At 55.1% G+C, this 25,458-nt stretch carries 23 protein-coding genes, 4 tRNA genes and 2 pseudogenes; 15 read left to right on the plus strand and 14 right to left on the minus strand.

The window, feature by feature from the left end:
* Nucleotides 1–398: 398 nt before the first annotated feature.
* Nucleotides 399–474 (minus strand) — tRNA-Ala (locus A3220_RS15375).
* Between the two features lie 175 nt (nt 475–649).
* Here A3220_RS15375 and uvrY point away from each other — a divergent pair.
* From uvrY to nadB, 7 genes are all read left to right on the plus strand, one after another.
* Complete coding sequence (gene uvrY, locus A3220_RS15380) at nt 650–1,300, plus strand: UvrY/SirA/GacA family response regulator transcription factor (protein ID WP_058576295.1); 651 nt, start codon at nt 650–652, stop codon at nt 1,298–1,300.
* A gap of 46 nt (nt 1,301–1,346) precedes the next feature.
* Nucleotides 1,347–3,161 carry an excinuclease ABC subunit UvrC gene (gene uvrC, locus A3220_RS15385; RefSeq protein ID WP_062375723.1) on the plus strand — a complete coding sequence of 605 codons (1,815 nt, stop codon included), beginning with the start codon at nt 1,347–1,349 and terminating at the stop codon, nt 3,159–3,161.
* A 99-nt stretch (nt 3,162–3,260) separates the two neighbouring features.
* Nucleotides 3,261–3,809, plus strand: coding sequence for a CDP-diacylglycerol--glycerol-3-phosphate 3-phosphatidyltransferase (gene pgsA, locus A3220_RS15390; RefSeq protein WP_044628106.1), 549 nt, complete (start codon nt 3,261–3,263; stop codon nt 3,807–3,809).
* Nucleotides 3,810–3,908: 99 nt separating this feature from the next.
* A tRNA-Gly gene (locus A3220_RS15395) sits at nt 3,909–3,983 on the plus strand.
* 25 nt (nt 3,984–4,008) lie between these two features.
* A tRNA-Cys gene (locus tag A3220_RS15400) sits at nt 4,009–4,082 on the plus strand.
* Between the two features lie 39 nt (nt 4,083–4,121).
* Nucleotides 4,122–4,208: transfer RNA gene (locus tag A3220_RS15405), tRNA-Leu, on the plus strand.
* 202 nt (nt 4,209–4,410) lie between these two features.
* Complete coding sequence (nadB, locus tag A3220_RS15410; protein ID WP_044628107.1) at nt 4,411–6,018, plus strand: L-aspartate oxidase; 1,608 nt, start codon at nt 4,411–4,413, stop codon at nt 6,016–6,018.
* A gap of 370 nt (nt 6,019–6,388) precedes the next feature.
* Here the strand turns inward: nadB and A3220_RS15415 are convergent, their stop codons facing one another.
* On the minus strand, nt 6,389–6,682 hold the full coding sequence (locus tag A3220_RS15415) for a succinate dehydrogenase assembly factor 2 (RefSeq protein ID WP_044628108.1): 294 nt from the start codon (nt 6,680–6,682) through the stop codon (nt 6,389–6,391).
* Nucleotides 6,683–6,854: 172 nt separating this feature from the next.
* On the opposite strand from A3220_RS15415, the gene A3220_RS15420 reads away from it, so the two are divergent.
* The 3 genes from A3220_RS15420 to lapB all read left to right on the plus strand — a co-directional run bounded on the left by A3220_RS15420 (nt 6,855) and on the right by lapB (nt 8,804).
* Entirely contained in the window at nt 6,855–7,199 is a 345-nt protein-coding gene (locus A3220_RS15420; protein ID WP_255319113.1) for an integration host factor subunit beta, read from the plus strand.
* Between the two features lie 99 nt (nt 7,200–7,298).
* The gene (locus A3220_RS15425; RefSeq protein ID WP_062375725.1) at nt 7,299–7,604 is read left to right on the plus strand and encodes a LapA family protein; all 306 of its coding nucleotides are present in this window, start codon (nt 7,299–7,301) and stop codon (nt 7,602–7,604) included.
* Nucleotides 7,605–8,804 carry a lipopolysaccharide assembly protein LapB gene (gene lapB, locus A3220_RS15430; RefSeq protein ID WP_062375728.1) on the plus strand — a complete coding sequence of 400 codons (1,200 nt, stop codon included), beginning with the start codon at nt 7,605–7,607 and terminating at the stop codon, nt 8,802–8,804.
* On the opposite strand, the gene pyrF is transcribed toward lapB, so the two are convergent.
* Nucleotides 8,805–9,509: an orotidine-5'-phosphate decarboxylase gene (gene pyrF / locus A3220_RS15435; protein WP_044628112.1), complete on the minus strand. Its 705-nt coding sequence runs from the start codon at nt 9,507–9,509 to the stop codon at nt 8,805–8,807.
* Nucleotides 9,510–9,792: 283 nt separating this feature from the next.
* Here pyrF and A3220_RS15440 point away from each other — a divergent pair, with 283 nt between their 5' ends.
* Entirely contained in the window at nt 9,793–10,077 is a 285-nt protein-coding gene (locus tag A3220_RS15440) for a ComEA family DNA-binding protein (protein ID WP_044628113.1), read from the plus strand.
* Between the two features lie 69 nt (nt 10,078–10,146).
* On the opposite strand, the gene prpF is transcribed toward A3220_RS15440, so the two are convergent.
* The 5 genes from prpF to A3220_RS15465 form a co-directional block, all read right to left on the minus strand.
* The gene (prpF, locus tag A3220_RS15445; protein ID WP_062375731.1) at nt 10,147–11,325 is read right to left on the minus strand and encodes a 2-methylaconitate cis-trans isomerase PrpF; all 1,179 of its coding nucleotides are present in this window, start codon (nt 11,323–11,325) and stop codon (nt 10,147–10,149) included.
* A gap of 79 nt (nt 11,326–11,404) precedes the next feature.
* A complete protein-coding gene (acnD, locus tag A3220_RS15450) occupies nt 11,405–14,044 on the minus strand; it encodes a Fe/S-dependent 2-methylisocitrate dehydratase AcnD (RefSeq protein WP_062375733.1) in 2,640 nt (879 codons plus the stop codon).
* A 31-nt stretch (nt 14,045–14,075) separates the two neighbouring features.
* Entirely contained in the window at nt 14,076–15,203 is a 1,128-nt protein-coding gene (gene prpC, locus A3220_RS15455; RefSeq protein ID WP_062375736.1) for a 2-methylcitrate synthase, read from the minus strand.
* 79 nt (nt 15,204–15,282) lie between these two features.
* Nucleotides 15,283–16,185, minus strand: coding sequence for a methylisocitrate lyase (gene prpB, locus A3220_RS15460; protein WP_058576287.1), 903 nt, complete (start codon nt 16,183–16,185; stop codon nt 15,283–15,285).
* Between the two features lie 14 nt (nt 16,186–16,199).
* Nucleotides 16,200–16,943, minus strand: coding sequence for a GntR family transcriptional regulator (locus A3220_RS15465; protein ID WP_044628118.1), 744 nt, complete (start codon nt 16,941–16,943; stop codon nt 16,200–16,202).
* 250 nt (nt 16,944–17,193) lie between these two features.
* Between A3220_RS15465 and pabB the strand changes: the two genes are divergently transcribed.
* Both pabB and A3220_RS15475 read left to right on the plus strand, forming a co-directional pair.
* On the plus strand, nt 17,194–18,552 hold the full coding sequence (gene pabB, locus A3220_RS15470) for an aminodeoxychorismate synthase component I (protein ID WP_062375739.1): 1,359 nt from the start codon (nt 17,194–17,196) through the stop codon (nt 18,550–18,552).
* Nucleotides 18,553–18,670: 118 nt separating this feature from the next.
* Nucleotides 18,671–19,291, plus strand: a complete 621-nt coding sequence (locus A3220_RS15475) for a phosphoadenosine phosphosulfate reductase family protein (protein ID WP_062375742.1) — start codon at nt 18,671–18,673, stop codon at nt 19,289–19,291.
* A 71-nt stretch (nt 19,292–19,362) separates the two neighbouring features.
* On the opposite strand, the gene cysB is transcribed toward A3220_RS15475, so the two are convergent.
* A complete protein-coding gene (gene cysB / locus A3220_RS15480) occupies nt 19,363–20,337 on the minus strand; it encodes an HTH-type transcriptional regulator CysB (protein ID WP_062375744.1) in 975 nt (324 codons plus the stop codon).
* Nucleotides 20,338–20,626: 289 nt separating this feature from the next.
* On the opposite strand from cysB, the gene trxA reads away from it, so the two are divergent.
* The gene (gene trxA, locus A3220_RS15485) at nt 20,627–21,010 is read left to right on the plus strand and encodes a thioredoxin (protein WP_074210775.1); all 384 of its coding nucleotides are present in this window, start codon (nt 20,627–20,629) and stop codon (nt 21,008–21,010) included.
* Nucleotides 21,011–21,070: 60 nt separating this feature from the next.
* Here trxA and A3220_RS15490 read toward each other — a convergent pair whose 3' ends face one another.
* The 4 genes from A3220_RS15490 to A3220_RS17325 all read right to left on the minus strand — a co-directional run bounded on the left by A3220_RS15490 (nt 21,071) and on the right by A3220_RS17325 (nt 23,988).
* A complete protein-coding gene (locus tag A3220_RS15490) occupies nt 21,071–22,204 on the minus strand; it encodes an AI-2E family transporter (RefSeq protein WP_044628122.1) in 1,134 nt (377 codons plus the stop codon).
* Nucleotides 22,205–22,473: 269 nt separating this feature from the next.
* Entirely contained in the window at nt 22,474–23,391 is a 918-nt protein-coding gene (locus tag A3220_RS15495) for a hypothetical protein (RefSeq protein WP_062375747.1), read from the minus strand.
* Nucleotides 23,392–23,586: a hypothetical protein gene (locus A3220_RS15500; protein WP_062375750.1), complete on the minus strand. Its 195-nt coding sequence runs from the start codon at nt 23,584–23,586 to the stop codon at nt 23,392–23,394.
* 102 nt (nt 23,587–23,688) lie between these two features.
* A complete protein-coding gene (locus tag A3220_RS17325; protein ID WP_128082445.1) occupies nt 23,689–23,988 on the minus strand; it encodes a hypothetical protein in 300 nt (99 codons plus the stop codon).
* A gap of 155 nt (nt 23,989–24,143) precedes the next feature.
* Here A3220_RS17325 and A3220_RS17330 point away from each other — a divergent pair.
* Nucleotides 24,144–24,274, plus strand: a pseudogene (locus A3220_RS17330) (IS1380 family transposase); the annotation flags it as partial.
* A 67-nt stretch (nt 24,275–24,341) separates the two neighbouring features.
* On the opposite strand, the pseudogene A3220_RS15505 reads toward A3220_RS17330, so the two are convergent.
* Nucleotides 24,342–24,989, minus strand: a pseudogene (locus A3220_RS15505) (IS630 family transposase); the annotation flags it as partial.
* Nucleotides 24,990–25,458: the final 469 nt, after the last annotated feature.

A 25,458-nucleotide genomic window follows, 5' to 3' on the forward strand; every position in this document is an offset into this window, starting at 1 on the left:
CACGGTGTCGGTGGCCAGTGGCAGGCGAACAGGCCTCCCAGGGTAAGACGCGCGACCTTCCTCCCATCTACCCGCCGCATCTACTTCCACATCTTCTGGATAGCTATTGGGCTTCGAGTTTCATGGCCCTCTCGCCCAGATGTGGCTGCCTCATATGCGGTTCCTGTTCGTCGGGCCAGGAGTTTGCCTACAGCTTCCTTCAGATTCCGCCTCACGACGAACACCCTTGCTGTTCAGCTAACGGTTCCCGCTATCAGGGTCCGTAGGGGACTTTCACCCCCAAGTCATCCGGCCAACCACCACGGCGGACCGGATAGCGCCTAATTGGCGCTGCGCGCCATGCCTGGCGCACCATAAAAAAAACGCCACGTTATAAATAACGTAGCGTTTAGAAATATTGGTGGAGCCTAGCGGGATCGAACCGCTGACCTCAACACTGCCAGTGTTGCGCTCTCCCAGCTGAGCTAAGGCCCCACATGCTGCCAGTTTCGTGCAGCGGGGCGAATACTAATCCACAGCACTGTAAGAGTCAAGCATTAAAGCAAACCAGCATCATCTAATTCTCCTTTGCTGAGAGCTGTGGCACTCTATAGGTTCGCAGCGTGCGTATCGCTTGAGTCCACGATGATTACCTGCAGGAGCCAGACCTTTGATCAACGTTTTAATTGCCGATGATCACCACCTGGTGAGAACCAGCATCGCCCACCTGCTAAACGAAGAGTCCGATATTAAAATTGTGGGCGAAGTGGATGATGGAGAGAGCGCCGTCGCCCAGTGCCGACAACTAAAGCCTGACATTGTCCTCATGGATATTCGTATGCCGGGTATCGGCGGGCTAGAAGCCACACGGCGTATTCATCGCACCCTGGCTGACATTAAGGTTATCATTCTTACCGCCCACTTAGAGGACAGCGTCCTGAGGCGCATGCTTGAAGCCGGTGCATCGGGCTTTTTAAGCAAAGGGGCTGATGCGGTGGAAATGACCGATGCCATTCGCCAAGTCTTCCGCAACGGGCGCTATATAAGCCAAGAAATTGCACAGCGGCTAGCACTCGCCCACTTCACTGACGAAGATAGCCCATTTAACCAGCTCTCTGATCGCGAGCTACAAATTGCTTTGATGATCGTCAACTGTCAGCGAGTACAAGATATTTCTGACCGTCTACACCTTAGCCCTAAAACTGTTAACACTTACCGTTATCGCTTGTTTGATAAGCTACATGTCACCAGTGATGTCGAGTTGACCCATCTCGCCTTACGCCACGGTCTAGTCGAAGGTTTTGACGCCACTATGGGATAGACCTACCATCGCAGCTTCTGCCGTTTAAGAGCTCCAATGCCCAGCTATGACTTTTGATGCCAAGCAGTTTTTAAGCTCTGTCAGCACTTCACCCGGTGTTTACCGCATGCTGGATGAGGAGCAAAACACGCTCTATGTCGGCAAAGCGAAGCGTTTGAAAGCACGGCTGGCAAGCTATTTCCGCGGCCAGCTCAATACCAAAACCCAGGCGATGGTGGCACGCATTGCCGATATTCAAATTACGGTTACCCGTAGCGAAACCGAAGCACTGCTGCTTGAACAAACATTAATTAAGGAGCTTCGCCCGCCCTACAACATCCTGCTACGGGATGATAAATCCTACCCGTTTGTGTTTGTCACTGACCGCCACCCCTACCCCGCTTTGGAATATAAGCGAGCACGCCAGCGTCGCGACGATGGCCGCTACCTGGGCCCCTACCCCAGCAGCGGGGCCGTAAAAGAGAGCCTGACACTGATGCAGAAAATTTTTCGCATCCGTAACTGCGAAGACAGTGTTTTTGCCCACCGCTCTCGCCCTTGCTTGCAGTATCAAATTCAGCGCTGCAGCGCCCCTTGTGTTGATTACATCTCAGAAGAGGAGTATCGCCGGGATGTGGAACATGCGGTGATGTGCCTAGAAGGCAAAAGCGAGCACGTGACCCAGCTATTAACCCAAGAGATGGAAGTAGCCAGCCAAGCGCTCCACTTTGAAGAGGCCGCACGCCTGCGTGACCAAATCCAGCAGCTACGCCAGCTGCAGCAGCGCCAGTTTGTGGATAACGAGAGCGGCGACGCAGACGTTTTCGCCTTAGCCCAACGCACTGGCGCACTCGGCATCTCCATATTGAGCGTGCGTGATGGTCGTCTACTGGGCGCTCGGCACCATACGCCAAAGAATGATCTAGACCTGCCGCCAGAAATGCTGCTGACCGAAGTGGTTAGTCAATACTATTTTGGCCAGCCGCATAACGTACCCCGAGAAGTAATTACTAGCCTCCCGCTGGAAGATAGCACTCTGATTGCCGATGCCCTCTCTCAGCAAGCAGGCAAAAAAGTCAGAGTAGCAAGCCAAGTGCGCGGGCATCGCGCCCAATGGCAGCACCTCGCCATGACCAACGCCGAGCAGCAGCTTGCATCACAGCTGGCCAATAAAACCCAGCTCACTCAGCGGTTTGAGGCACTGCAAAAAGCGCTGGGACTGGAAAAACTGCCAGAGCGGCTTGAGTGTTTCGATATCAGCCACAGCCAGGGCGAAGCCACCGTGGCGTCTTGCGTGGTGTTTGACCACCAAGGCCCGCGTAAAAGTGACTATCGCCACTTCCGCATTGAAGGCATCGCAGCAGGGGATGATTACGCCGCCATGCAACAAGCGCTGACGCGGCGCCTGAAGCGGGTAAAAAACGGAGAAGCAGTGGCCCCCGATATTCTGATTGTGGATGGCGGCAAAGGGCAGCTCAATATGGCACGCGGGGTACTAAACGACCTTTCGGTCACCAACATCATTCTACTAGGCGTTGCCAAAGGAGCCACTCGCAAGGCCGGGCTGGAAACTCTCTTCTTAGAGACCAGCGATAACCCGCTACCTTTAGATCCGGCTTCGCCGGCACTGCATTTAATCCAGCATATCCGCGATGAGTCCCACCGCTTTGCGATTGCAGGCCACCGGGCAGCGCGAGACAAAGCGCGACGCACGTCTACTTTGCAGGATATTCCTGGCATAGGCCCTAAACGGCGGCGTGAACTTCTGCGCTTTTTTGGTGGCCTACAAGGCGTACAAAAGGCCAGCCGTGATGAACTAGCCAGGGTGCCCGGAATTAATGCAGCCCTCGCAGAGAGCATTTATACGGCACTGAATGGATAAACTTGTTCTTAACATGGATGCAATGCGCTAAGGGGGATAGAATAACCCGCACATTACACTCCGACTTTCATGATTCTCCGGCAAGGATCGCACCCTGCGATGAACATACCCAACATACTCACACTGGCAAGAATCGTCTTTATCCCACTACTGGTAGTACTGTTTTATCTACCTTTCAGTTGGAGCATGCCGGTTGCCGCTGGTTTATTTGCCCTAGCATCGGTCACCGACTGGCTCGATGGCTATCTGGCCCGCCGCTGGAATCAGTCGACCCCCTTCGGTGCCTTTTTAGACCCTGTGGCAGACAAACTTATGGTCGCCGTGGCGCTTGCACTGTTAATTGAGCGTTTTGACACGCTGATCCTAACGCTGCCCGCACTGGTGATTATCGGTCGTGAGATCGTTATTTCAGCCCTGCGGGAGTGGATGGCCGAAATGGGTAAACGCGGCATGGTGGCAGTCTCTTGGGTTGGCAAACTAAAAACCACGCTGCAGATGGTCGCCATTCTGGTGCTGCTGGCCTTCCCGCCAGGGCACGAAATCGCGCTACTGGGCGTGGTTGTTCTGTACGCTGCCGCTGCTCTCACGCTTTGGTCAATGGCTCAGTATCTAAAAGCTGCTTGGCCGCACCTTAGTCGCTCAATGTAGGCAGCATAAATGTCAGCAGCACAGTAGCTCTTTGAACCCGTTGATAAATTGATTGTTTGACAAGCGCGCAGCGATGCGTATAATTCGCCCTCGAGTCGAGCGGGAATAGCTCAGTGGTAGAGCATCGCCTTGCCAAGGCGAGGGTCGAGAGTTCGAATCTCTTTTCCCGCTCCATTTGGTTAACACCAATGACTTGTTAGGCTGGATGGCAGAGTGGTTATGCAGCGGACTGCAACTCCGTGTACGCCGGTTCGATTCCGACTCCAGCCTCCATTGTCAGTGTAGCGATTGCTGCTAAAGCGCCAATACACTGCCCGGATGGCGAAATTGGTAGACGCAAGAGACTTAAAATCTCTCGGAGGCAACTCCGTGCCGGTTCAAGTCCGGCTCCGGGCACCATGAATTGTTAGTAAGAACATGACGCTGCGAGATCTTCTGATCTACGCGGCTTTTTTGTGTTTAACGCCCACCCGATCAGTTACCTTTCGCTTTTTTGCCTACACCATCGCTAAGCGCCAGTGGTCACGCTATGATGCCATCCTCCCTGTGAAAGCGTGTTGCGCGCGCAGCTTTTGATAGCAAAAAGAAGGAGCGGGCCCCTATGAGCACGCCAACAACCGACCTACTTATTATCGGCGGCGGCGTCGCCGGCCTCACCCTAGCGCTAGAAGTTGCTGACCACTTGTCAGTCACGCTGGTACGTCCGGCAATGGATGATCAAGGAGCCAGCCGCTGGGCACAGGGCGGCATTGCGGCAGTGCTCTCTCCGGATGACAATCTCGACGACCATGTACGCGATACCCTCATCGCTGGCGATGGACTATGCGATGAAGACGCCGTTCGTTTTACCGTCACCCATGGTCCTGAGGCGATTCAATGGCTCATTGACAACGGTGTGCCGTTTACGCCCGACCCGGACCCAAGTGCCCGCTACCCCTACCACCTGACCCGAGAAGGTGGGCACAACGCGCGACGCATTATTCATGCCGATGACGCCACCGGTCGTGCGGTAGTTGAAACCTTGGTCAATAAAGTCTCCGCCCACCCTGGCATTACTCAGCGCAGCGACCTGACCATTCTCACCCTGCTGAGCAACGCTGAGGGCCACTGCATTGGCGCCCAAGGTGTCGATAGCGAGCAGCGCCTACAAGCGTTTTATGCCCATCACACCGTTCTCGCTACCGGCGGCGCAAGCGGGTTATACCGGCACACCACCACCCCAGCACCCAGCAGCGGCGAAGGTATGATGATGGCGGCTGAGCTGGGAGCAACGCTTGCCAATCTTGAGTTTCAGCAGTTTCACCCTACCTGCCTATTCGACCCGGATGGCCCAGCCTTTCTGATTAGCGAGGCGGTGCGCGGTGAAGGCGGCCACCTGCTTAACGAAGCTGGCCATCGTTTTATGCCCGACCTCGATCCACGTGCCGAGCTAGCGCCTAGAGATGTGGTGGCCAGAGCCATTGATGCACAGATTCAGCAAGGCACGCTGGGGCACGTCTGGCTAGATATACGCCACTTAGGAGAAGCCTCTATACGCCATCACTTCCCTACAATTTTGGCTCATTGCGCCTCGCGGGGAATGGATATTACGCGCCAACCGATCCCCGTTGTGCCCGCCGCCCATTATAGCTGTGGCGGCGTCGCTACCGACCACGCTGGCGCTACCGACGTTGCCAACCTTTATGCCATTGGCGAAACGGCCTACACCGGCCTCCACGGCGCAAACCGTATGGCTAGCAATTCGCTGCTTGAGTGTTTGGTTTATGCGCGTAGCTGCGCCCGGCATCTGCTCTCCTTGCCCTCGCCACCCAATGAGCCGCTGAATACAGGGGATGATCATCAAGCACCTATCATCCAGCCCAACATTAACGTGGAACTAGAGGCACTTAGAAAGCTCCGCTTTAAGATGCGCAGCGTCATGAGTCAATACGTATCGATAGTAAGAAGCGACCAAGGCCTTGCTACCGCCAGTGAAGCACTGGCAGAAATCAAAAAAGAATTGGAAAAGCTAGATAAAGCGATGTCGCACCCAGAAAGTATGCGACTAAGGCAAGCCATTATGCTTGCTCAACTCACTGTGCTGGCCGCCTCTCAACGCCACGAGTCTCGGGGCTTGCATTACTCTATTGACTGGCCAGAACATCAGGCCACCTCCGCCCCTTCTCAACTGACACTAGATAGTTTGCGTTTAGCAGGGCTTCCGCACTAACGCCCTGCCAAACTATCGACCAGGCCGATGGAAACATCGGCGCAGGGCGCGCTGACTGTCACCTGGGAGACTGTCTGGCCATAACCAGAGACGCTGTGATCCCATACGAAGCCCTACTAGCCAAGGCCCTAGATAGTCACAGCTAACTCCTAATGTCGGCCCCGCCTCTCCAGTGGCTAGCAACCAGCATCCCTCTATCTGGCTGCCGTTCTTGGTGAGCTGCAGCGCCCCACATGGCTGCGCACTATAGGAGCAATACACCAGCGCCATCCCAATGCTTAGCGTTAATCCCCCTAACCAATGGCCTATCGCCCAACCTATTAGTATCGCCAGCCCCAGCACCAACGCCCCGCAAAGCCCGCCTGCCAGCTTAGAGCGTGCGATAAGCAGTGTTATCGGTGGTTTCAGCATGCTCAACGATCATTTGCACAAGATGGCGCAAGTCAGGGTCTTCAGGCCACTCACGATGCATCAGCCAAACGAACAAATCTTGATCCTCTTCTTCAATCAAACGCTGATACGTCAACTGCTCCTCTTCGCTCAGCGTGTCGAAGCGTTTTTCTAAAAAGGGAATTAACAGCAGATCCAGCTCCCACATACCGCGCCGGGAGTGCCAGTAAAGCCGCTTACGAAGCACAGCGGCGGGGGAAGTATCGTCGCTCAACGTCAGCCTCTCCGAGTAGATGAAAATGAAAAGCCAGTATACCGAAGCTGTGGGGTCGCGCCAGGGCCAAGCTTCGCCTATGCTGTTAATCAGCTTCGTACTAACTTGCCTAGTACCTTGTTTTATCTGAATTGTTTTATGCGGTTATGCGCAGTATGCTGATTTCAAAGTTATCGAGGTCGCATGTGCATTACGGCCTTTAAACGCAAGGAGCCAACCGATGACCAAGTCTGAACTAATCGAACAAATTGCGATGCGTCAACCGGAGCTATCCGCCAAGGATGTCGAAACAGCGGTGCGTATTATCCTAGATGATATGACCGATGCTCTCGCCACTGGAGGACGAGTAGAGATCCGTGGTTTTGGCAGCTTTTCGCTTCATTATCGCAAGCCGCGCACGGGGCGTAATCCTAAAACCGGCGACCCGGTAGATTTAGACGGCAAATACGTACCGCACTTTAAACCGGGCAAGGAGCTGCGCGAACAAGTCGATGCGAGCCGCGCTTTAGGTTACTAAAGCGAGTTAATAGCGCCATCCGACCTTCTGCGGGATGACGTCGCGCCCAGACTCAGACACAATAGCATCATCGTGAACGTCACTGATTAGGAAACTCTCATGCGTTGGATCAAAGGGCTGATTCTGGCCGTCATTTTATTGGTAGTGATGCTGGTGGGCATTCTGTTTGCTGTGAATAACCAGCAAGCCATTGCCTTAAACCTAATTTGGGCTGAACTGCCTGCCGTATCACTCTCCATATGGCTACTAGCCACCCTAGCGGTGGGCGTCATTGTCGGCATGCTGGCCATGCTGGGTGTTTATGTTCGCCTGAAAGCACGGCTTGCCCGCAGTGAGCGTCACAATAAACAGCAGCGCAAAGAGCTAGACCGGTTACGCACTCAGGGGTTGAAGGAACTGGCGTAAATGCATGATGCTGTGCTGCTAGGCGTACTCTTGGCAGCCATTGCCATCGGCTTTGGCCTAGGCATCCGTTACGCCTACCGCCGCCAGCAGCACTCCCCCGCCTCGCGTACTCCCGGCTTATCACGGGAATACTTCGTCGGGCTGAACTATCTGCTGAACGAGCAGCCCGACGAAGCGATTAACACCTTTATCCATGCATTGGATGTTAATAGCGACACCATTGATACTCATATTGCCCTTGGCAAGCTTTTCCGTGCCCGCGGTGAAGCAGATAAAGCCGTTAGCATTCATCAAAACCTGCTAGCCCGCCCAGCACTCTCTACCACGACTAATGAAATCATTCAGCTTGAGCTCGCCCGCGACTTTATCGCCTTGGGTGTGCACGACCGAGCCCAGCGGCTACTGCGCAGCCTGCTAGAACACTCGGTGAACGAAGCGCTCCGTCTAGAAGCGAAGCGGCTGCTGATTGATTTACTTGAGCGAGAAAAAGAGTGGCAAGACGCGCTAGACGTTGTTCAACCGCTGATTAAGCAGCAACCCGCCATGCGCCGCCCTGCATCACACTGGCTCTGTGAACTTGCCCAACAGGAAATTGATCAATCTAGCCGCGCAATGGCGCGTAAGCACCTTAAAAAAGCGCTTCAGTTGGATGAGCACTGTATTCGCGCCACCTTAATGCTGGCTGAATTAGAGATGGATAATGGTCACTATGCAAAAGCTATCGAGCGGCTTGATCATATACCCCGGCAGGATATCGCTCACGTACCGACCATGCTACCAGCGCTCCAGCGCGCTTATACCCGCAATAACAACTTACCCGGTCTGGAAAGCCACCTGTATAAACTACTAGGCCAAGCGCCGTATACCAGCGTCATTGTGACGCTAGGGGAACTCGTTCATCAAAGAGATGGAGTAGACAGCGCTATCGAGCGAACCGGCGAGTGGCTGAGTGAAGCGCCCAGCCTAGGAGGGCTTGATTACCTAGTTGATCTCTACCTGGAAAGTGAACGGCTCGCTGGTAAAGCCACACCGGATACCCGACTCCTCTTACTAAAACACCATACCGATGCCCTGCTGAAGGGACGCCCCCGCCATCGCTGCCGCCGCTGTGGGTTTAGTAGCGACAGTCTGGCTTGGCAGTGCCCCAGCTGCCGCCGCTGGGGCACTATTAAACCGATCACCGGCGTCGAGGGCGAATAGCTATTGCCTACCTGCCAGCTCGGCCTCAATAGCCGCTAATGCTGCCATAGGGTCTTCTGCTTGCGTGACCGGACGACCTACCACTAAATGCGTGCTACCCGCCTGCATTGCGTCAGCAGGCGTCATGATGCGCTGTTGATCGTTCGCCGCCGCAAAGCTAGGACGAATACCGGGCGTTACTTTTAAGAATGCGCTGCCGCACTGCGCCTCGATCTGCGCCGCCTCCTGCGCCGAGCACACCACGCCGTCTAATCCGCTTTGCTGGGCCAGGGCTGCCAAGCGCATGACGTGCTCAGCAGGGCTTGCAGTAATGCCCACATCCGCCAAGTCTTCCGCCTGCATGCTAGTCAGCACCGTGACCGCAATTAAGTGCGTAGTAAGCTGATGGTCGGATAAGCGCTTTGCCGCTGCCTCCATCATTTTGCGCCCGCCAGAGGCGTGAACGTTTACCATCCAAACACCCTGCTCTGCCGCCGCCTGAACAGCACTGGCCACGGTATTAGGAATATCGTGAAATTTAAGATCCAGGAACACATCGAAACCACGTCCATGGAGCGCTTCCAGTACGGCAGGGCCACTTCGCGTAAACAGCTCTTTACCGACTTTGAGACGGCACCGAGTAGGGTCAAGCTGGTCTGCCATGCACAGAGCTGCATCAAGCGAAGGGTAATCCAGGGCAATAATCAGTGGGGAATCGGTGGACACGCGCTTACTCCGTGTTCGTGAACGCTTAAAGGGAAATTGCGCCATTGACGCGATGGGTATTGATTAGTGTACCAGCCCCACAGAGCTTGCAGTGTAAGCGATTGGCCATTTCCCTGTAGCAAAAGGCTTACAAAAACCATCGTCGATGACTTACAGCATTCACTGTTCTAAATGCTAATTTCAACTAAGGCGGCGAATAAAGCTTCACTCCTATCGCTGCGCTCATGGCCTTTCGTGCTGAGTACGCGACTGGCTCAATGGAAAAAACAGAAGGATGTTAACGATGCAGACAACGTTTAAGCGTATCGCAGCCGCACTACTTATTAGCCTCAGCCTTGGCCTATCAGGAACAGCGATGGCTCAAGCCATTGCGCCGATTAACGTCAACAGTGCCGATGAGGAACTGCTTGCTGAGCTGCCCGGTATTGGCCCAAGCCGCGCGACAGCGATTATTGAAGAGCGCGAAGCCAACGGTGCCTTTGAAAATGCCGATGACCTGACCCGCGTGAACGGCATTGGGCCAGCCACCGTTGACCGTATGCGTGATCAAATCAAATTTGAAGAGTAAATTTAAAAAGCAACCCACCACATGCCACCGCACGGTTACACATCGGCGGTGGCGGTGCTGACAAGCCGCTTAAATTGTATCGCCGGGCACTCGCACTCGCCCTTCCATTAACACTCGTGCACTGCGGCTCATTACCGCCTGATCAATCTGCCAGCGCCCGTCTACCAGGCTGGCTTTCGCCCCAACCCGAAGTGACCCTGAAGGATGGCCAAACGTCACCGCTTCACGCTCAATGCCACCGGCCGCTAAATTCACCAACGTACCCTGAATCGCCGCTGCCGCGCCAATAGCGACCGCCGCCGTGCCCATCATGGCGTGGTGTAGCTTGCCCATCGAGAGCGCCCGCACCACTAGGTCAATATCTTCAGCATTGATGGCTTTCCCACTCGATGCCATATAGCTAGCCGCGGGGGCCACAAAGGCCACTTTGGGAGTATGCTGACGGCTGGCAGCCTCCTCCACATGGTTAATCAATCCCATGCGGACAGCACCGTGGGCGCGAATCGTTTCGAACATCTCCAGCGCCTTGGCATCCCCATTAATCGCTTCTTGCAGCTCACACCCGGTGTAGCCCAGCGCCTCAGCATTGACGAACACCGTTGGAATACCGGCATTAATCAACGTTGCTTTCAGCACACCAACACCCGGCACCTCTAGGTCATCGACCACGTTACCGGTGGGAAAAATCGCGCCCTCACCATCGGCAGGGTCTATAAACGCGACGGGGATTTCTGCCGCCGGAAAGGTCACGCCATCCAGCTCGAAATCACCGGTCTCTTGCACTTCACCCTCCGCCATGGGTACTTGGGCAACGATGGTTTTCTGAATATTGGCCTGCCAAATACGCACTTCCGCGATGCCGTTTCGAGGCACCTTAGCGGGATCGACCAAGCCATTGGCGATAGCGTAAGGCCCTACCGCCGCGGATAGGTTGCCACAGTTGCCGCTCCAATCCACAAAGGGTTTATCGATCGAGACTTGGCCGAATAGGTAATCCACATCGTGATCGGGCGAGTCACTCTTCGAGAGAATCACCGTTTTGCTGGTGCTGGACGTGGCGCCCCCCATGCCATCAATTTGTTTTTCATAAGGGTCGGGGCTGCCTATCACCCGCAGCAGCAGCTTATCCCGCGCTTCACCCGGCACCTGAGCGGCGGTGGGCAGGTCACTCAAAGTGAAAAACACCCCTTTACTGGTGCCGCCCCGCATATAGGTGGCGGGAATACGCATTTGTGCTTGATGAGCCATGACGCACCTCTTAAACAATAGCCTGGCAACCGCCAGGCTATTCGCTATTCATCACCCCCTTACCATCGCGCTGAGACGGCTAGGCAACGGAGGATTCCAAAAAGTCCTGAGCAAAACGCTGCAGCACGCCACCGGCAGAATAGATGGTCACTTCTTCGGCCGTATCCAATCGGCAAACCACTGGCACGCGCTCGGTGCTGCCACTGGTGCGGTGGATAACTAGCGTGAGCGTGGCGCGCGGTTCGGGCGTGCCTTCCACATCGAAGACTTCCGTGCCGTCCAACTCTAGGGTTTTCCGCGTGGTCCCTTCCTCGAACTGCAGCGGCATAACACCCATACCGATCAGGTTCGTGCGGTGGATGCGCTCAAAGCCTTCGGCGACAATGGCCTCTACCCCTGCGAGCGCGACGCCTTTGGCCGCCCAGTCACGGGATGAGCCTTGGCCGTAATCCGCTCCGGCAATAATAATCAGCGGCTGCTTGCGGGCCATATAGGTCTCGATGGCTTCCCACATGCGGGTCACTTTACCCTCCGGCTCAATACGCGCCAGCGACCCCTGCAGCACCTTGCCCTGCTCGTCGTGGACCATTTCGTTGAACAGTTTCGGGTTCGCCAACGTTGCCCGCTGGGCGGTCAGGTGATCACCGCGGTGGGTGGCGTAGGAGTTAAAGTCCTCCTCCGGCAGGCCCATTTTGTGCAGGTACTCCCCCGCTGCGCTATCGAGCATGATGGCATTGGAGGGCGAGAGGTGGTCGGTGGTGATGTTGTCCGGCAGAATCGCCAGCGGGCGCATGCCCTTCAGCCCACGCTCTTTCGCCATGTTGCCTTCCCAATAGGGCGGGCGGCGAATGTAGGTGCTCTGGGGCCGCCATTCGTAGAGCGGGCTTACCTGCGTACGCGCACTTTTATCCAGATCGAACATCGGGATATAGGTTTGGCGGAACTGCTCGGGCTTCACCGCCGACTTCACGATAGCATCGATTTCGCTATCGTCGGGCCAGATGTCCTTGAGGGTGACCGGATTACCCTGCGTGTCATACCCCAGCACGTCTTTTTCAATATCAAAGCGAATGGTGCCTGCGATGGCATACGCCACCACCAACGGCGGTGAGGCCAAAAACGCCTGCTTGGCGTAGGGGTGGATACGCCCGTCAAAGTTACGGTTACCGGAAAGCACCGCCGTGGCGTACAGGTCGCGGTCGATGATTTCCTGCTGGATGTGCGGCTCCAGCGCACCAGACATCCCGTTACAGGTGGTACAGGCGTAGGCCACCACACCAAAGCCGAGGTTCTCCAACTCATCCATCAAGTGTGCTTCTTCTAAGTACATCTTGACGGTTTTGGAGCCAGGGGCCAGCGACGACTTCACCCACGGTTTGCGGGTCAGCCCTAACCGGTTGGCGTTGCGAGCAATCAACCCAGCCGCCACCATATTGCGCGGGTTAGACGTGTTGGTGCAGCTGGTGATGGCGGCAATAATCACCGCACCATCCGGCATTCTGCCTGCCTGCTCATCGGCCCGGGCTTTATCCAAGTCGATGGCGATACCCCGCTTTGCCAGCTCGGAAGTAGGCAGATGGGCATGAGGGTTAGAAGGGCCAGCCAACGTGCGTGCCACGCTTGAGAGATCAAACGTCAATACCCGCTCGTAATAGGCACTCTTGAGATCATCTGCCCATAGCCCAGTATACTTGGCGTACGCTTCCACCAGCGCGACTTGCTCATCTTCACGCCCAGTGAGCTTGAGATACTCAATGGTTTGGTTATCGATGTAGAACATCGCCGCCGTGGCACCATACTCCGGCGTCATATTGGAAATCGTAGCGCGGTCGCCCACGGTCAGCGCGTCAGCCCCTTCGCCGTAGAACTCTAAGTAAGCACCCACTACCCGCTCTTTACGCAGAAACTCGGTAATCGCCAGCACCATATCCGTGCCGGTAATCCCCGGCTGCAGCTTGCCAGTGAGCTCGACCCCGACAATATCCGGCAGGCGCATCATCGAGGCGCGGCCCAGCATCACGCTTTCCGCCTCCAGGCCACCGACACCTACGGAGATCACCCCTAGCGCATCCACCATCGGCGTATGGCTGTCGGTACCCACACATGTATCTGGATAGGCAATACGCACGCCGTGCTCATCAGGGCGGCACTGCACCACTGGGGACATCTTTTCCAGGTTGATCTGGTGCATGATGCCGTTGCCGGGGGGAATCACATCGACGTTTTCAAATGCCAGCTTGGTCCAGTTAATAAAGTGGAAGCGGTCGTCGTTACGACGATCCTCTACTTGGCGGTTTTTCTCGAAGGCATCCTTCTCAAAGCCCGCATGTTCGACGGCCAGCGAGTGGTCGACGATAAGCTGAGTGGGCACGACCGGGTTGACCTTGGCCGGATCACCGCCTTTGTCGGCAATGGCATCACGCAGACCGGCTAAATCTACCAGCGCGGTTTGGCCAAGTATGTCGTGACATACCACCCGTGCCGGGTACCAGGGAAAATCTAAATCCTGCTTGCGCTCAATGAGCTGTTTTAGAGCATCGGTGAGCAGCTCAGGGTCACAGCGACGTACCAGCTGTTCGGCCAATACGCGCGAAGTGTAGGGCAGTTTGGCATAGGCGCCGTGCTGGATATCCTCGACCGCTTGACGTGCATCGAAGAACTCTACCGGCTCGCCCTCTACCAGAACGCCCGGCAGCGGCTTGCGATAATTCGTGTTCATAACGCCTCTCACTTAGTCACCTCGCAACCGATCAGTCGCGCGCTTCGATGGGTACCCATTCGCTCTTCTCAGGACCGATATAATCGGCGCTGGGGCGAATAATGCGGTTGTTGGCACGCTGCTCGAACACATGCGCTGCCCAGCCAGTCACCCGGGACATCACGAAAATCGGTGTAAACAGCTTGGTCGGGATATCCATGAAGTGGTAAGCGCTGGCATGGAAGAAGTCCGCATTACAGAACAGCTTCTTCTCCCGCCACATTACCTCTTCACAGCGAACGGACACCGGATAGAGCACCGTGTCGCCTACATCTTCAGCTAACTTTTTGGACCACTCTTTGATAATAGCGTTGCGCGGGTCCGACTCACGATAGATGGCGTGACCAAAGCCCATGATCTTCTCTTTACGCTCCAACATACCCAGCATTTCCCGCTCTGCTTCCTCTGGCGATGCCCAGTTCTCGATCATCGCCATGGCAGCTTCGTTGGCACCGCCATGCAAAGGGCCGCGCAGCGAGCCAATCGCGCCGGTGATACAAGAGTGCATATCGGAAAGCGTCGAAGCGCATACCCGAGCGGTGAAAGTTGAAGCATTGAACTCGTGCTCGGCATACAGAATCAGCGAGACGTTCATCACGTGAGCATGAAGCTCAGAGGCTGGCTCGCCGCGCAGCATATGTAGGAAGTGGCCACCTACCGAGGCATCATCAGTTTCGGTATCAATACGCACGCCGTCATGGCTGAAGCGATACCAGTAGCAAATAATCGAGGGCAGCACCGCCAGCAGACGATCCGCCACATCCTGCTGCTCGTCAAAACTCTCCTCGGTTTCCAGGTTACCCAGCATGGAGGCCCCCGTACGCATCACGTCCATCGGGTGAGCGTCTTTAGGAATCTGCTCCAGCACGGTTTTCAGCGCATCAGGCAGGCCACGCAGGCCTTTTAGCTTGGCAATGTAGTGGTCAAGCTCCGCCTGGTTGGGCAGTTTGCCTTTCAACAGCAGGTAGGCGACTTCTTCAAATTTGGCTTTTTCAGCCAGCTCCTTAATATCAAAGCCGCGATAGGTGAGGCCGGAACCGGTTTTACCCACGGTACATAGGGCCGTCGCACCTGCGCTCTGCCCCCGAAGTCCTGCGCCTGCTAGCGGTTTATCAGCCATGTTATCTCTCCTGACGTACTTATTAGTTTTATAAGTGTTGTTAGTAAATTAGCGCTGTTAGCTAAAGAGCTCGCTTTCGTTAAACGTCTTTTTGCTCGGCAAACAGCGCGTCAAGCTTTTGCTCAAAGTCGTGGTAATTCAAAAAGTCGTACAGCTCATCGCGGGTCTGCATGGTGTCGACCACCTCACGTTGATGACCGTTATCTAGAATGCTCTGGTACACCTTCAACGCGGCGGCATTCATGGCCCGGAACGCCGAGAGCGGGTAGAGCACCATGCGGCAACCCACTTCACCCAGCTCCTGCTGGCTAAACAGCGGCGTCGCGCCGAACTCGGTAATGTTGGCCAAAATGGGAGCATTTACTCGCTGGCAGAATGCCTTATAGTCATCCAGCGTATGTACCGCTTCGGCAAAGATAGCGTCGGCACCTGCTTCCACGCAGGCGTTCGCCCGCTCGATGGCAGCGTCCAGCCCCTCTTTTTGGAACGCATCGGTGCGTGCGATGAGGTAGAAATCGGGGTCCAGCTTGGCATCGGCGGCGGCTTTGATGCGGTCTACCATTTCCTGCTGCGAGACAATGGCTTTGTTCGGCCGGTGGCCGCAGCGCTTTTGCGCTACTTGGTCTTCCAAGTGAACAGCCGCCACGCCTGCCCGCTGCATCTCTTTCACAGTGCGGGCAATATTAAACGCACCGCCCCACCCTGTATCGATATCCACCAGCAGCGGCAACTCAGTGGCGCCACAGATGCGGTGTGCATCTTCCACTACGTCGTTCATGGTGGTCATACCTAGATCCGGCAGGCCAAACGATGCATTCGCCACACCACCACCCGAAAGATAAATGGCTTGATGGCCTACACGCTCAGCCATCATGGCCGTATAGGCGTTGATGGTGCCTAAAATCGGCAGCGGGCGATTGGCTTCAAGCGCGGCACGAAACCGTGCCCCAGGGGTAAGCTTGGATGATGGTGTGGTAGACATGGGCGTTAGCTCCTTTAGTCGGCAGATGTTGTTGATTGTTGTTCGAGAATGGCGGCATAGCGGTCAGCGACATTGGCACGAGAAGCGCTGACATGGCGGCGCATCAATAGCTCGGCAAGCTCAGCGTCACCGGCTTCAATAGCGTCCACAATACGGTGGTGTTCTACAAATGCCCGCTGGGGGCGCGTACCGCTGGCACTAAACTGGGTACGATAGAGGCGCACTAGGTAGTAAAGGTCATCGCAAAGCAGGTTCATCAGCATCTTGTTGTGGCTGCCTTGAACAATGCAATAATGGAAATCCAGGTCGCCTTCACGCTGGTAATAGGCTTCACCGCGCTTTAAGTCGCCCTGGCTTTCATGCACCGCCAGTACATCGCGTAAGCCCTGAATCTCCTCAGGCGACATATGCTCGGCGGCCAAGCGGGCAGCCATGCTCTCTAAGGCTTCGCGTACGTCGAAGAGCTCCAGCAGCTCTTTCATGGAGAGTTTGACCACCCGCGCGCCCACGTGGGGCACGCGTTCAATCAAGCGGTGAGCTTCCAGGCGTCGCATGGCTTCACGCAGCGGCCCACGGGAGATACCGTAGGTTTTGGATAGCCCTGGCTCGGTAATTTTACTGCCTGGCGCTAGCTCGCCGCGCACAATGGCGCTTTGCAGCTGATGAAACACGCGCTCTGCGAGCGTACGCACCTCAGGTGAGACCGGCTCGGACGAGGCTTCATCGGAAGGCGAGGAGGTTGTAGCAAGTAACGTCATGGCTTATTGTCGACAATCAAGGAATAGAGGAACTTTATCCCTCTCTATTTCCCTCGTCAACCATGCAAAATAGGCGTTTTTATACGTCTTTCGTTGCAAGCGGGTATGGACCCGGGAAGCAACTGTCAACAATCAAATAAATTAGAATAGCTCGCACCTCAAGCGTGAGAAAGTCGTCGATGGCTTCTGCTGGTGCGATGGTGGTACGACCTATAAAATATGGCGCCCTCACTGGCCTGGCGTTTGCTTCATGACAACGGCGTTGACGATTACAGCCCTGCCCTACTCTTCCGACCCTTTGGCACTGTTTGCCAAACTCAGGCAACGCCCCGGTGCGGTGTTGCTCGATAGCGGCCGTCCGAAGGCCACAACCGGGCGTTACGACATCCTTAGCAGTGACCCCCTCGCTACGCTAAAAATATCGCCAGATGGCCACACAGCGTTTGAGTCTGACACGCTGACACTCCCCCCATCGTTGATGGGCAACAGCCATGCACAGCAGCAGTGGCTTTTAGAGCAGCTACCCACAGCCAACCTCAAGAGCGAGCTCCCCTTTTTAGGTGGCCTGATGGGTTACTGGAGCTATGACCTTGGCCGCAACCATACTGACATACCCAGCCAGCACCCGCCCGTCACCCAGTTACCTTTAGCGCGTTTAGGGCTGTTTGATTGGTGTATCACATTTGACCACGTCACCGAACAGGCGTGGCTGGTAGGCAGCGAACAGCGGCGCAAGCAGGTAATGGAGTGGTTAAGCGAACCAGCAACACCTAGCCACGCCTTTCGGCTCACACAGCCGTTTATAGCCGAACTTAGCCAGGCAGAATATACCGAGCGTTTTGCGGCGGTACAGCGCTATATCCTTGCGGGGGACTGCTACCAAATCAATTTGGCCCAGCGCTTTTCGGCCCGCTATCAAGGAGACGAGTGGCAGGCATACCTTAAACTGCGTGAAGCAACGCCTACGCCCTTTTCAGGCTTTATGGCATGGGGTAGCCAAGCTGTTTTATCACTCTCCCCTGAGCGCTTTATCCAGTGCCGTGACGGCTTGGTGGAAACCCGCCCGATAAAAGGCACCCGCCCACGAGGAAGAACCCCAGAAGAGGATCGTGCCCTGTCGGACGAGCTGCTCAGCAGTACTAAAGATCGCGCGGAGAACGTGATGATTGTGGACTTGCTGCGTAATGACCTAGGGCGCGTATGCACACCTGGCTCTATTCGCGTGCCGCAGCTGTGCCAGCTTGAGAGCTATCCCAACGTGCACCACTTAGTCAGCGTGGTACAGGGCCAACTTGCTGCCCAGCACTCACCGCTTTCGCTGCTCACCGCCGCGTTTCCTGGCGGCTCGATTACCGGCGCGCCAAAAATACGGGCGATGCAGATTATTGATGAGCTGGAACCCTGCCAGCGCAGCGTTTACTGCGGCAGCCTAGGTTATATCGATGTTCGCGGCAGCATGGACACCTCCATTGCCATACGCACAATGGTGGCTGACGATGGCGCTCTCCACGTGTGGGGTGGCGGCGGGCTGGTGGCGGATTCAAAAGCAGATGAAGAGTACACCGAAACGCTGGATAAGATCCGCCACTTAATAGACGCTTTGGAATAAGCGATCAACGTTCTTACATCAAAAAGAAATATAAAAGCCTAACCAAACGGTATTGGGGAGAAGCCCCCCGCCTTTGGTAGCCTAGGGGCATTGCACACTTTTTCACTTAGGAGGCCGCATGTCCTCAACGCTTGAACAGATTAATCGCGACTTTGCCAACAACCCTCAAGAACTTATTGAGTGGGCGTTCAGCCAGGGCGAACGCCCTATCTGCACCACCAACTTCCGCCCCTTCGAAGCGGTCATTCTGCATATGGTGACGCAAGTACGCGCTGATATCCCCATTGTCTGGATGGATAGCGGTTACAACACCGAGGCGACTTACCAGTTCGCCGATGCGCTGATCCAGCGCCTCAACTTAAACATTGTCAGCTTTTTACCAAAGCGCACTCGCGCCCACCGCGAAGCGCTGGAAGGTCCCATGCCCGGCATTGATGACCCGCGCCATGATGCCTTTACTCAAGAAGTGAAGCTTGAACCATTTGAGCGCGCACTACGCGAGATGCAACCCGATGTGTGGTTTACCGCGCTACGTGCCGAAGACACGCCCGAACGGGCTAAAATGCAGGTGGTTAGCCGCAATAGCGACGGCTTACTAAAAGTCGCCCCACTGCTGCAGTGGACCGCTAAAGATATGTACTACTACTTAGAGGCCCACGACCTACCCAACAACTTCGACTACTTTGACCCCACCAAGGTAGAAGAGAAACGCGAATGCGGGCTACACCTTCAGCACTAAGCTACCAATAAAGCTACCAATACCCAGCACGACGCCCAGGCTTCCCGCCTGGGCTTAAAATGAAATAGCACTTAATACTCAGGCAGTTCTACACCCTCAAACAGCGCTTGCTCAAAGCGCGGCCCGGCCATGAGTGCTTCGTCCACCCGGTCACGGGTTAAGTGAGGCGCAAAGCGAGCCAGGAAGTCGTACATGTAGCCGCGCATAAAGGTGCCACGCCGAATGCCGATTTTAGTGGTGGAGCTGGCAAATAAATGGCTGGCATCCAGAGCCACTAGGTCACTATCTAGCACCGGATCTACGGCCATGTGAGCGACAATGCCAACGCCCATACCTAGGCGAACGTAAGTCTTGATCACATCGGCATCGGCAGCGGTTAGTACCACATTGGGTGTTAAGCCCTTCGCTTTGAATGCATCGTCTAACTGTGAACGCCCGGTAAACCCGAACACGTAAGTCACCAGCGGATGCTCGGCCAGGGCCTCAAGCGTTAGCGGGCCATCCAGCGTTGCCAGTGGGTGCTCTTTGGGCACCAGTACGCAACGGTTCCAGCGGTAGCACGGCAACAGCACTAAATCGGTAAATAGCTCTAATGACTCCGTCGCAATAGCAAAATCTGCCAGCCCTTCGCTCACCATCTGGGCAATCTGCTTAGGCGTGCCTTGCTGCATATGCAGCGCCACTTCGGGGTATTTCAGAGTAAATTCACTGATAATCGGCGGCAGCGCATAGCGAGCCTGAGTATGGGTCGTGGCAATCGCCAGGCTCCCGCGGCGCTCGTCGCTATGCTCTTGCGCCACCTGCTTGATATTTTCGGTCAGCTTAAGTACCTGGCCTGCTAGCTCGATAATCGACTGCCCAGCAGGAGTGACGCGGGTTAAATGTTTTCCACTGCGAGCAAAGATTTCAACGCCTAGCTCATCCTCCAGCAAACGAATCTGCTTTGAGATACCCGGTTGAGAGGTAAACAAACTCTGCGCCGTTGCCGAGACGTTCAGGTTGTGTCGATTGACTTCCCAGATATAGCGAAGTTGCTGTAGCTTCATATCCTCACCCTATAATCTATGCAGGAAGCACGTAAAAGCGCATCCTCACGCTGCCACTGTGTGCTTAGCCAAGCGCGCGGTTTCGTGGCTCAATTTCATGGCTCAATGAGCACATTTTTGAATAAAAAAAACGCCTCGTAATTCACTTATAATATAAAAAATAGAGACTATGAACATCTATTAATTTTTTCTATTTAACGACAAATCGCATCAGGAATTTGCCAGCACCCTTCTCGCCCGCTAACATCTGGCACCTTGACGCGGTAAAAATGCGCTAATATATCGCGTAATGACCGTTGCTCCACTTGAGGCAACGAAACAGCAAGAGCAACGCAAACGGGAGAAGCAAATGGCTAACAATGTTGATGTCACCAACGCCAATTTTGAGCAAGAAGTCCTCAACGCCGAACAGCCTGTCCTGCTGAAGTTCTGGGCCCCCTGGTGCGGCCCGTGTAAAGTCATGGCACCTGTTGTTGATGAAGTGGCCGCTGAGCGTGGCGATAACCTGAAAGTCGTCAGTGTGAATGTTGACGATGCACCTGAAATTGCCGCAGAACAAGGCGTCCGCGGTGTACCCACCGTCATGCTGTTTAAATCCGGCACTAAAGTCGCTTCACTGGTTGGTGCGCAATCTAAGTCGCAGTTGACCCAGTTTATCGACCAAAACGCCTAAGCTGGTAACGTTACCGCTGGCACTGCCAGCGGTATCTCTGTTCTTATTGGCATTGCCTGCCTAAGCGTCGCTTTCTTCTCGCTTCGCCCACTCACCCCGCTTCCAAGGCGGCCGACGCGCGTCTCCAGGGCGTCTCATCTGTACATTACGCTGCTTACCCGGCCCTAATAGATGGGCTATCCAGCGCGTTTGAGGGTGGCTATCCAGAGCAATCTTTAGCGTCATCGTTAGCACCACCGACAGCAGCATGCCCGCCGCGCCAAAGACCCACCCCCACACCACCAGTGAAAGAAACGCCACAAAGGTGGATAACCCCAGCGCCTGCCCCATCACTCTAGGCTCAATCAAATTGCCCAAAATAAAGTTGATGACCAAGTACGCCGATGCCAACAGAAACGCCTGCAGCACACCGCCATCCTGAGAAACCAACAGCAGCAGTACCGGCGGAATCGCAGCCAACGCCGAGCCAATATTAGGAATAAAGTTAAGCGCAAATGCCAATACGCCCCACAGCAGCGGAAACTCAACGCCCACCAGCAGGCACGAGAGCCAGACCAACACACCGGTTGCCAAACTAATCACGGTTTTAACCGCCAAGTAGCGTTTTAGCGTTAGGCTAAATTCACTAAACCGCTCCAAGCTCGGTGCCGGATTTTCAAGCGCCCGGGACACCTTATCGCGAAAATTCAGCGTCTCGAACAGCATGAAAATCACCAGCAGCGCGACGATACTGCCCTGCATAAACAGCGAGCCAATCTCACCCAGCAGTGTGGCCACCCAGGAGCCGCTCTCCTCCATGGCAAACATCGAACTGAGCTGGTCGGGGTCGATAGCCAACCCATGAGAGGCCAGCGCATTGAGCAAGTCCCAGTAGTGCTCGTAAAGCCTGGTTTCAATATCAGGCAGCGCTTCAACAAAGGTACTGAAGCTATTGACCACCAACAGGCCAATCAGCGATATAAAACCCACCAACACCAGTAGCGTAATCAACGCCGACATCCGCCGACTCAAACCGCAGCGATGCAGCCACTGCACGGGTGAGGTGCACACCACGACAATAAACACCGCCAGCAGTAGCGGCACCAACAGGTCCGCGCCCACTTTCATTCCCGCAATAATCACTACCAACGCGGCAAGCGCCAGTGTGGCATTGAGCGGGATACTTCGATAATCCTCATCCGACAACTTCGACATAGCCCTTTCCTTAGCGTGTTATCCATACATAATGGCTGCTTGCCTGTTATTGCACAAACCATGCAAACATTAAGGAGTCAACTGATCGCTCACTACAAGCTTTAGCAAGGCCAGGGGTTTGTCAAAGATGGGGAAGCGGCCATTTTGCCATGATTCCGGCGTGCCCGGGCGGATTGTTGGCCGTGCGACTGCCCATATCGTCAGGGCCGATAAATATCAACCCGCCCGGCGCCTTTCGAATCCGGGCGGGTTTTTGTGTTTTCTCCAGGTTACATTTTGTCATCCATCGGAAGAATGGCAAGGAATGGCCGTTCACTGTGGGCACCCAGAACGATATTCCACTGCAGCAATACTTCCATGCCGCTGTCGCCGCCATCAACGTCAAGACGACGCGCCTGTACCTGCAATCGTGCATGGGGCGAGTAATACCAGCTGTAATGCGCCGAATAAGCCCTGGACGTCAGCGATTTATCCAGTCGCCCCTGAGTGTATTCGGCACCCGCGCCCAGATGATGCGCAGGTTTGAATTGGTAATCCACGAGTGTCCAGGCGCCGTTGGCGTTGTTGCTGACGCCAGGGGCGATTTCCCGCTGGTTGAACAGGACCTCGCCCATCCAGGAAAAACGTGCCGGGTAATCGTAGCCCCGGGCAAATTCCGGTTCGAGCAGGACGCGGAAATCCAGCGCCTGTATATCGGTTGTACCGCCCGTATCGTTCTTGCCGGTCAGGGCACTGAGACCTAACTGGTAGGCCGTGTCACTGGCCTGACGACCAAAATAGAGTTTGCCGCCAAAGGCCTTGTCACCGGACTGGCCGGCATCAAACGCCGCATCGTTGTCGGAATTGAACACGGCGCCGCTGATGCCGGCACGGTAGCCGTTGCCCAGATCGGTGAGACGACCCAGGGTGACAGCCGTCTCCCGAAGCTGTTCTTCGCCGAGAAACTCCTCCACTGGCAAGGGAAGTGAGACTTGTGGCCGTTCCGGTTCATGAACGGTGTTGAGCAATCCGAACTCGTTACGATACTTCCCTGCTTTCAGCCTGAACCCTCTTGCCAGGTCGGCGATCACTGCGGCCTCCTCGACACTTATGTCCTCATCGGACGGCCGGGTCAGGAATATCATCCCATAGAGCCAAGGCTTGATCTGCGATTCCAGGGAAACCTCCACCTCACGCAGGTCAAGCACCTAGCGGTTCATATCAGCACCGAAATCCCGGGCTTCGGCGATCAGATCCATATTGGCGCCCACCCGCAGGTCCCCGGACCAATGACTATCGTGAACCGCCTCGGCACTGTAGGCAAGCGGAACAGCCCCTGCTGTCATGGATAAGCCGAGCATTACGATGGCTGCCGGCGATAACCGGTTATAGTTGCTAATCATTACGTATTCCTGAATTGATTTATCGTGCGAATCCCCGAGCAGGCACGCAGTAACCGTGCACTGCGCACTTGCTCATCAATTAAACGGGTAAACAGAGACAGATCAGAACAGGGGTGGTGCGCGGGCCAGCCAGGGGTGGATAAAAATCCGGTGGAAGTGTTGGCTGTACGGTATTTCCAGAAACAGCGCCGGAATCAGTAACGGAAGACCGGGTAATGGCGGGGATAACTGAGCATAAGGCAGGTGATTGAGCAGACATTCCTGATGCCCGACCGGGCCTCCGCCAGCACCATCGATGTCATGCATGGCAAGGTGCTGCGCGGCAAGCAGCAACAAAAGCACCAGCAACAGCCTGAACAGGCGATTGCCGTGTTCTTTTCTTGTGGCTAGCTGATTACGCACTACTTTATCGACGGGCCAATATCCTGGGGTAATTACAACATCCTTCTGCTCTTAAAATGGCCCGGATTTCTCATAGGGGACAAAAGAAAACGGCTGCAGGTGCTATAATTTCAAGCTCCTACACGCGAAACCAACACCAACCGCCGCTGCCCGGGATTATACCTGAAAAACTTCCCTTCGCTCCACCGTCCGCCGCCAGATTGAAACCGATTACTCCGGCGGCCATATCACCTCCGATGCCGGATTGCCTGGCCTTAGGAAACCCGATAGGCAACATCGCCTGACCGGTTGCTATGGGTTAATTTCTTGTGGCATTTGGGGAGCTCTGCTAGTGTCCCGTCTGGGTAATCCGTTTATTTATTATCAATAACACTCAGCTTTGCTCGCGTCACTGAAGTCATAATCGATTCTGCACTCTTGTGCCAGCGGAACGGCTTTGCCAGTTTCTCATTATGAGTTTGGATAAAGCGACGAATCGCCTTCTTAAGTTCGCCGACACTGGTAAAAATGCCACGGTACAAAGCGCGGCGTTCCAGTTGACCAAACCAGCCCTCCACGGCATTCAGCCAAGAGGCGCTGGTGGGTGTGAAGTGAAGCTTGAACCGGAAATGCTTTTCCAGCCAGGCCTTCACTTCTGGTGTTTTGTGAGTCGAGCTGTTGTCCAGAATCAGATGAAGGTCCTGCTCTTTCGGTGTTTCTCGATCAATTTGTCGCAGAAAATCGAGAAACTCTTTGGCGCGGTGGCGTTGTGTAATGCGCCCAATCACTTCGCCGTTCAGGATATTCAGGGCCGCGTATAAGCTGGTCGTCCCGTGCCTCTTGTAATCGTGGGTACGGCGCTCGATCTGGCCGGGTTTCAGTTGCAGCTTTGGTTGAGTGCGATCCAGTGCCTGGATCTGCGTTTTTTCGTCAACCGACAGCACCAGCGCGTTATTCGGCGGATTCAGGTACAGGCCAACGACATCGAAAACCTTCTCAGCAAAGTCTGGATCGTTGCTTACACATTAAGTGACAAGCATCTGCCAGAGAAAGGAAAGTTGAGCGGGGCTGCGTTATATCATAACAGTCGGCACGGGGCACGGTAGAGTTTTTCACCTCCGAGCCTCATTGCTGCCGGGATTTCCACTGGCGAAACTGTTTCCATTCCAGCCATTTCTCAAATTCCCTGTATTCTTGTGAGTCTGGGTCCATCCGCCTGAAGGCTTCGAAGCTTCTGTAGGTGTCAGAGTCCGGGGCCGCCTTCCCTCCGGCGCGTTGACTGGTCGCACAATCTGAGCAACGACCCGACAGGATAGAATATCCCTCCCGGGCGCTGTCATCGGGACTGCTGGCAAACAGGCCTGGTCCATCAGGCAGGCGGTCTTCTCCCGGCATCGGCGTCGTGTCAGCGGGTCGGACCACATTAAGTCCGCAGCCCGACAGAGCTACTACCAGCACGGGAATTATCCATAACCGCAGTTTGTGCATATT

This window comes from Halomonas sp. KX33721, from assembly GCF_001596805.1.
Classification (GTDB): domain Bacteria; phylum Pseudomonadota; class Gammaproteobacteria; order Pseudomonadales; family Halomonadaceae; genus Vreelandella; species Vreelandella aquamarina.

Excerpts from the sequence above, each read along its gene's own strand:
- uvrC (WP_062375723.1), top strand. The coding sequence starts at position 1,347 with ATGACTTTTGATGCCAAGCAGTTTTTAAGCTCTGTCAGCACTTCACCC.
- pgsA (WP_044628106.1), top strand. The coding sequence starts at position 3,261 with ATGAACATACCCAACATACTCACACTGGCAAGAATCGTCTTTATCCCA.
- nadB (WP_044628107.1), top strand. The coding sequence starts at position 4,411 with ATGAGCACGCCAACAACCGACCTACTTATTATCGGCGGCGGCGTCGCC.
- A3220_RS15425 (WP_062375725.1), top strand. The coding sequence starts at position 7,299 with ATGCGTTGGATCAAAGGGCTGATTCTGGCCGTCATTTTATTGGTAGTG.
- lapB (WP_062375728.1), top strand. The coding sequence starts at position 7,605 with ATGCATGATGCTGTGCTGCTAGGCGTACTCTTGGCAGCCATTGCCATC.
- A3220_RS15440 (WP_044628113.1), top strand. The coding sequence starts at position 9,793 with ATGCAGACAACGTTTAAGCGTATCGCAGCCGCACTACTTATTAGCCTC.
- prpF (WP_062375731.1), bottom strand. The coding sequence starts at position 11,325 with ATGGCTCATCAAGCACAAATGCGTATTCCCGCCACCTATATGCGGGGC.
- acnD (WP_062375733.1), bottom strand. The coding sequence starts at position 14,044 with ATGAACACGAATTATCGCAAGCCGCTGCCGGGCGTTCTGGTAGAGGGC.
- prpC (WP_062375736.1), bottom strand. The coding sequence starts at position 15,203 with ATGGCTGATAAACCGCTAGCAGGCGCAGGACTTCGGGGGCAGAGCGCA.
- prpB (WP_058576287.1), bottom strand. The coding sequence starts at position 16,185 with ATGTCTACCACACCATCATCCAAGCTTACCCCTGGGGCACGGTTTCGT.
- A3220_RS15465 (WP_044628118.1), bottom strand. The coding sequence starts at position 16,943 with ATGACGTTACTTGCTACAACCTCCTCGCCTTCCGATGAAGCCTCGTCC.
- pabB (WP_062375739.1), top strand. The coding sequence starts at position 17,194 with ATGACAACGGCGTTGACGATTACAGCCCTGCCCTACTCTTCCGACCCT.
- A3220_RS15475 (WP_062375742.1), top strand. The coding sequence starts at position 18,671 with ATGTCCTCAACGCTTGAACAGATTAATCGCGACTTTGCCAACAACCCT.
- cysB (WP_062375744.1), bottom strand. The coding sequence starts at position 20,337 with ATGAAGCTACAGCAACTTCGCTATATCTGGGAAGTCAATCGACACAAC.
- trxA (WP_074210775.1), top strand. The coding sequence starts at position 20,627 with ATGACCGTTGCTCCACTTGAGGCAACGAAACAGCAAGAGCAACGCAAA.
- A3220_RS15490 (WP_044628122.1), bottom strand. The coding sequence starts at position 22,204 with ATGTCGAAGTTGTCGGATGAGGATTATCGAAGTATCCCGCTCAATGCC.
- A3220_RS15500 (WP_062375750.1), bottom strand. The coding sequence starts at position 23,586 with ATGATTAGCAACTATAACCGGTTATCGCCGGCAGCCATCGTAATGCTC.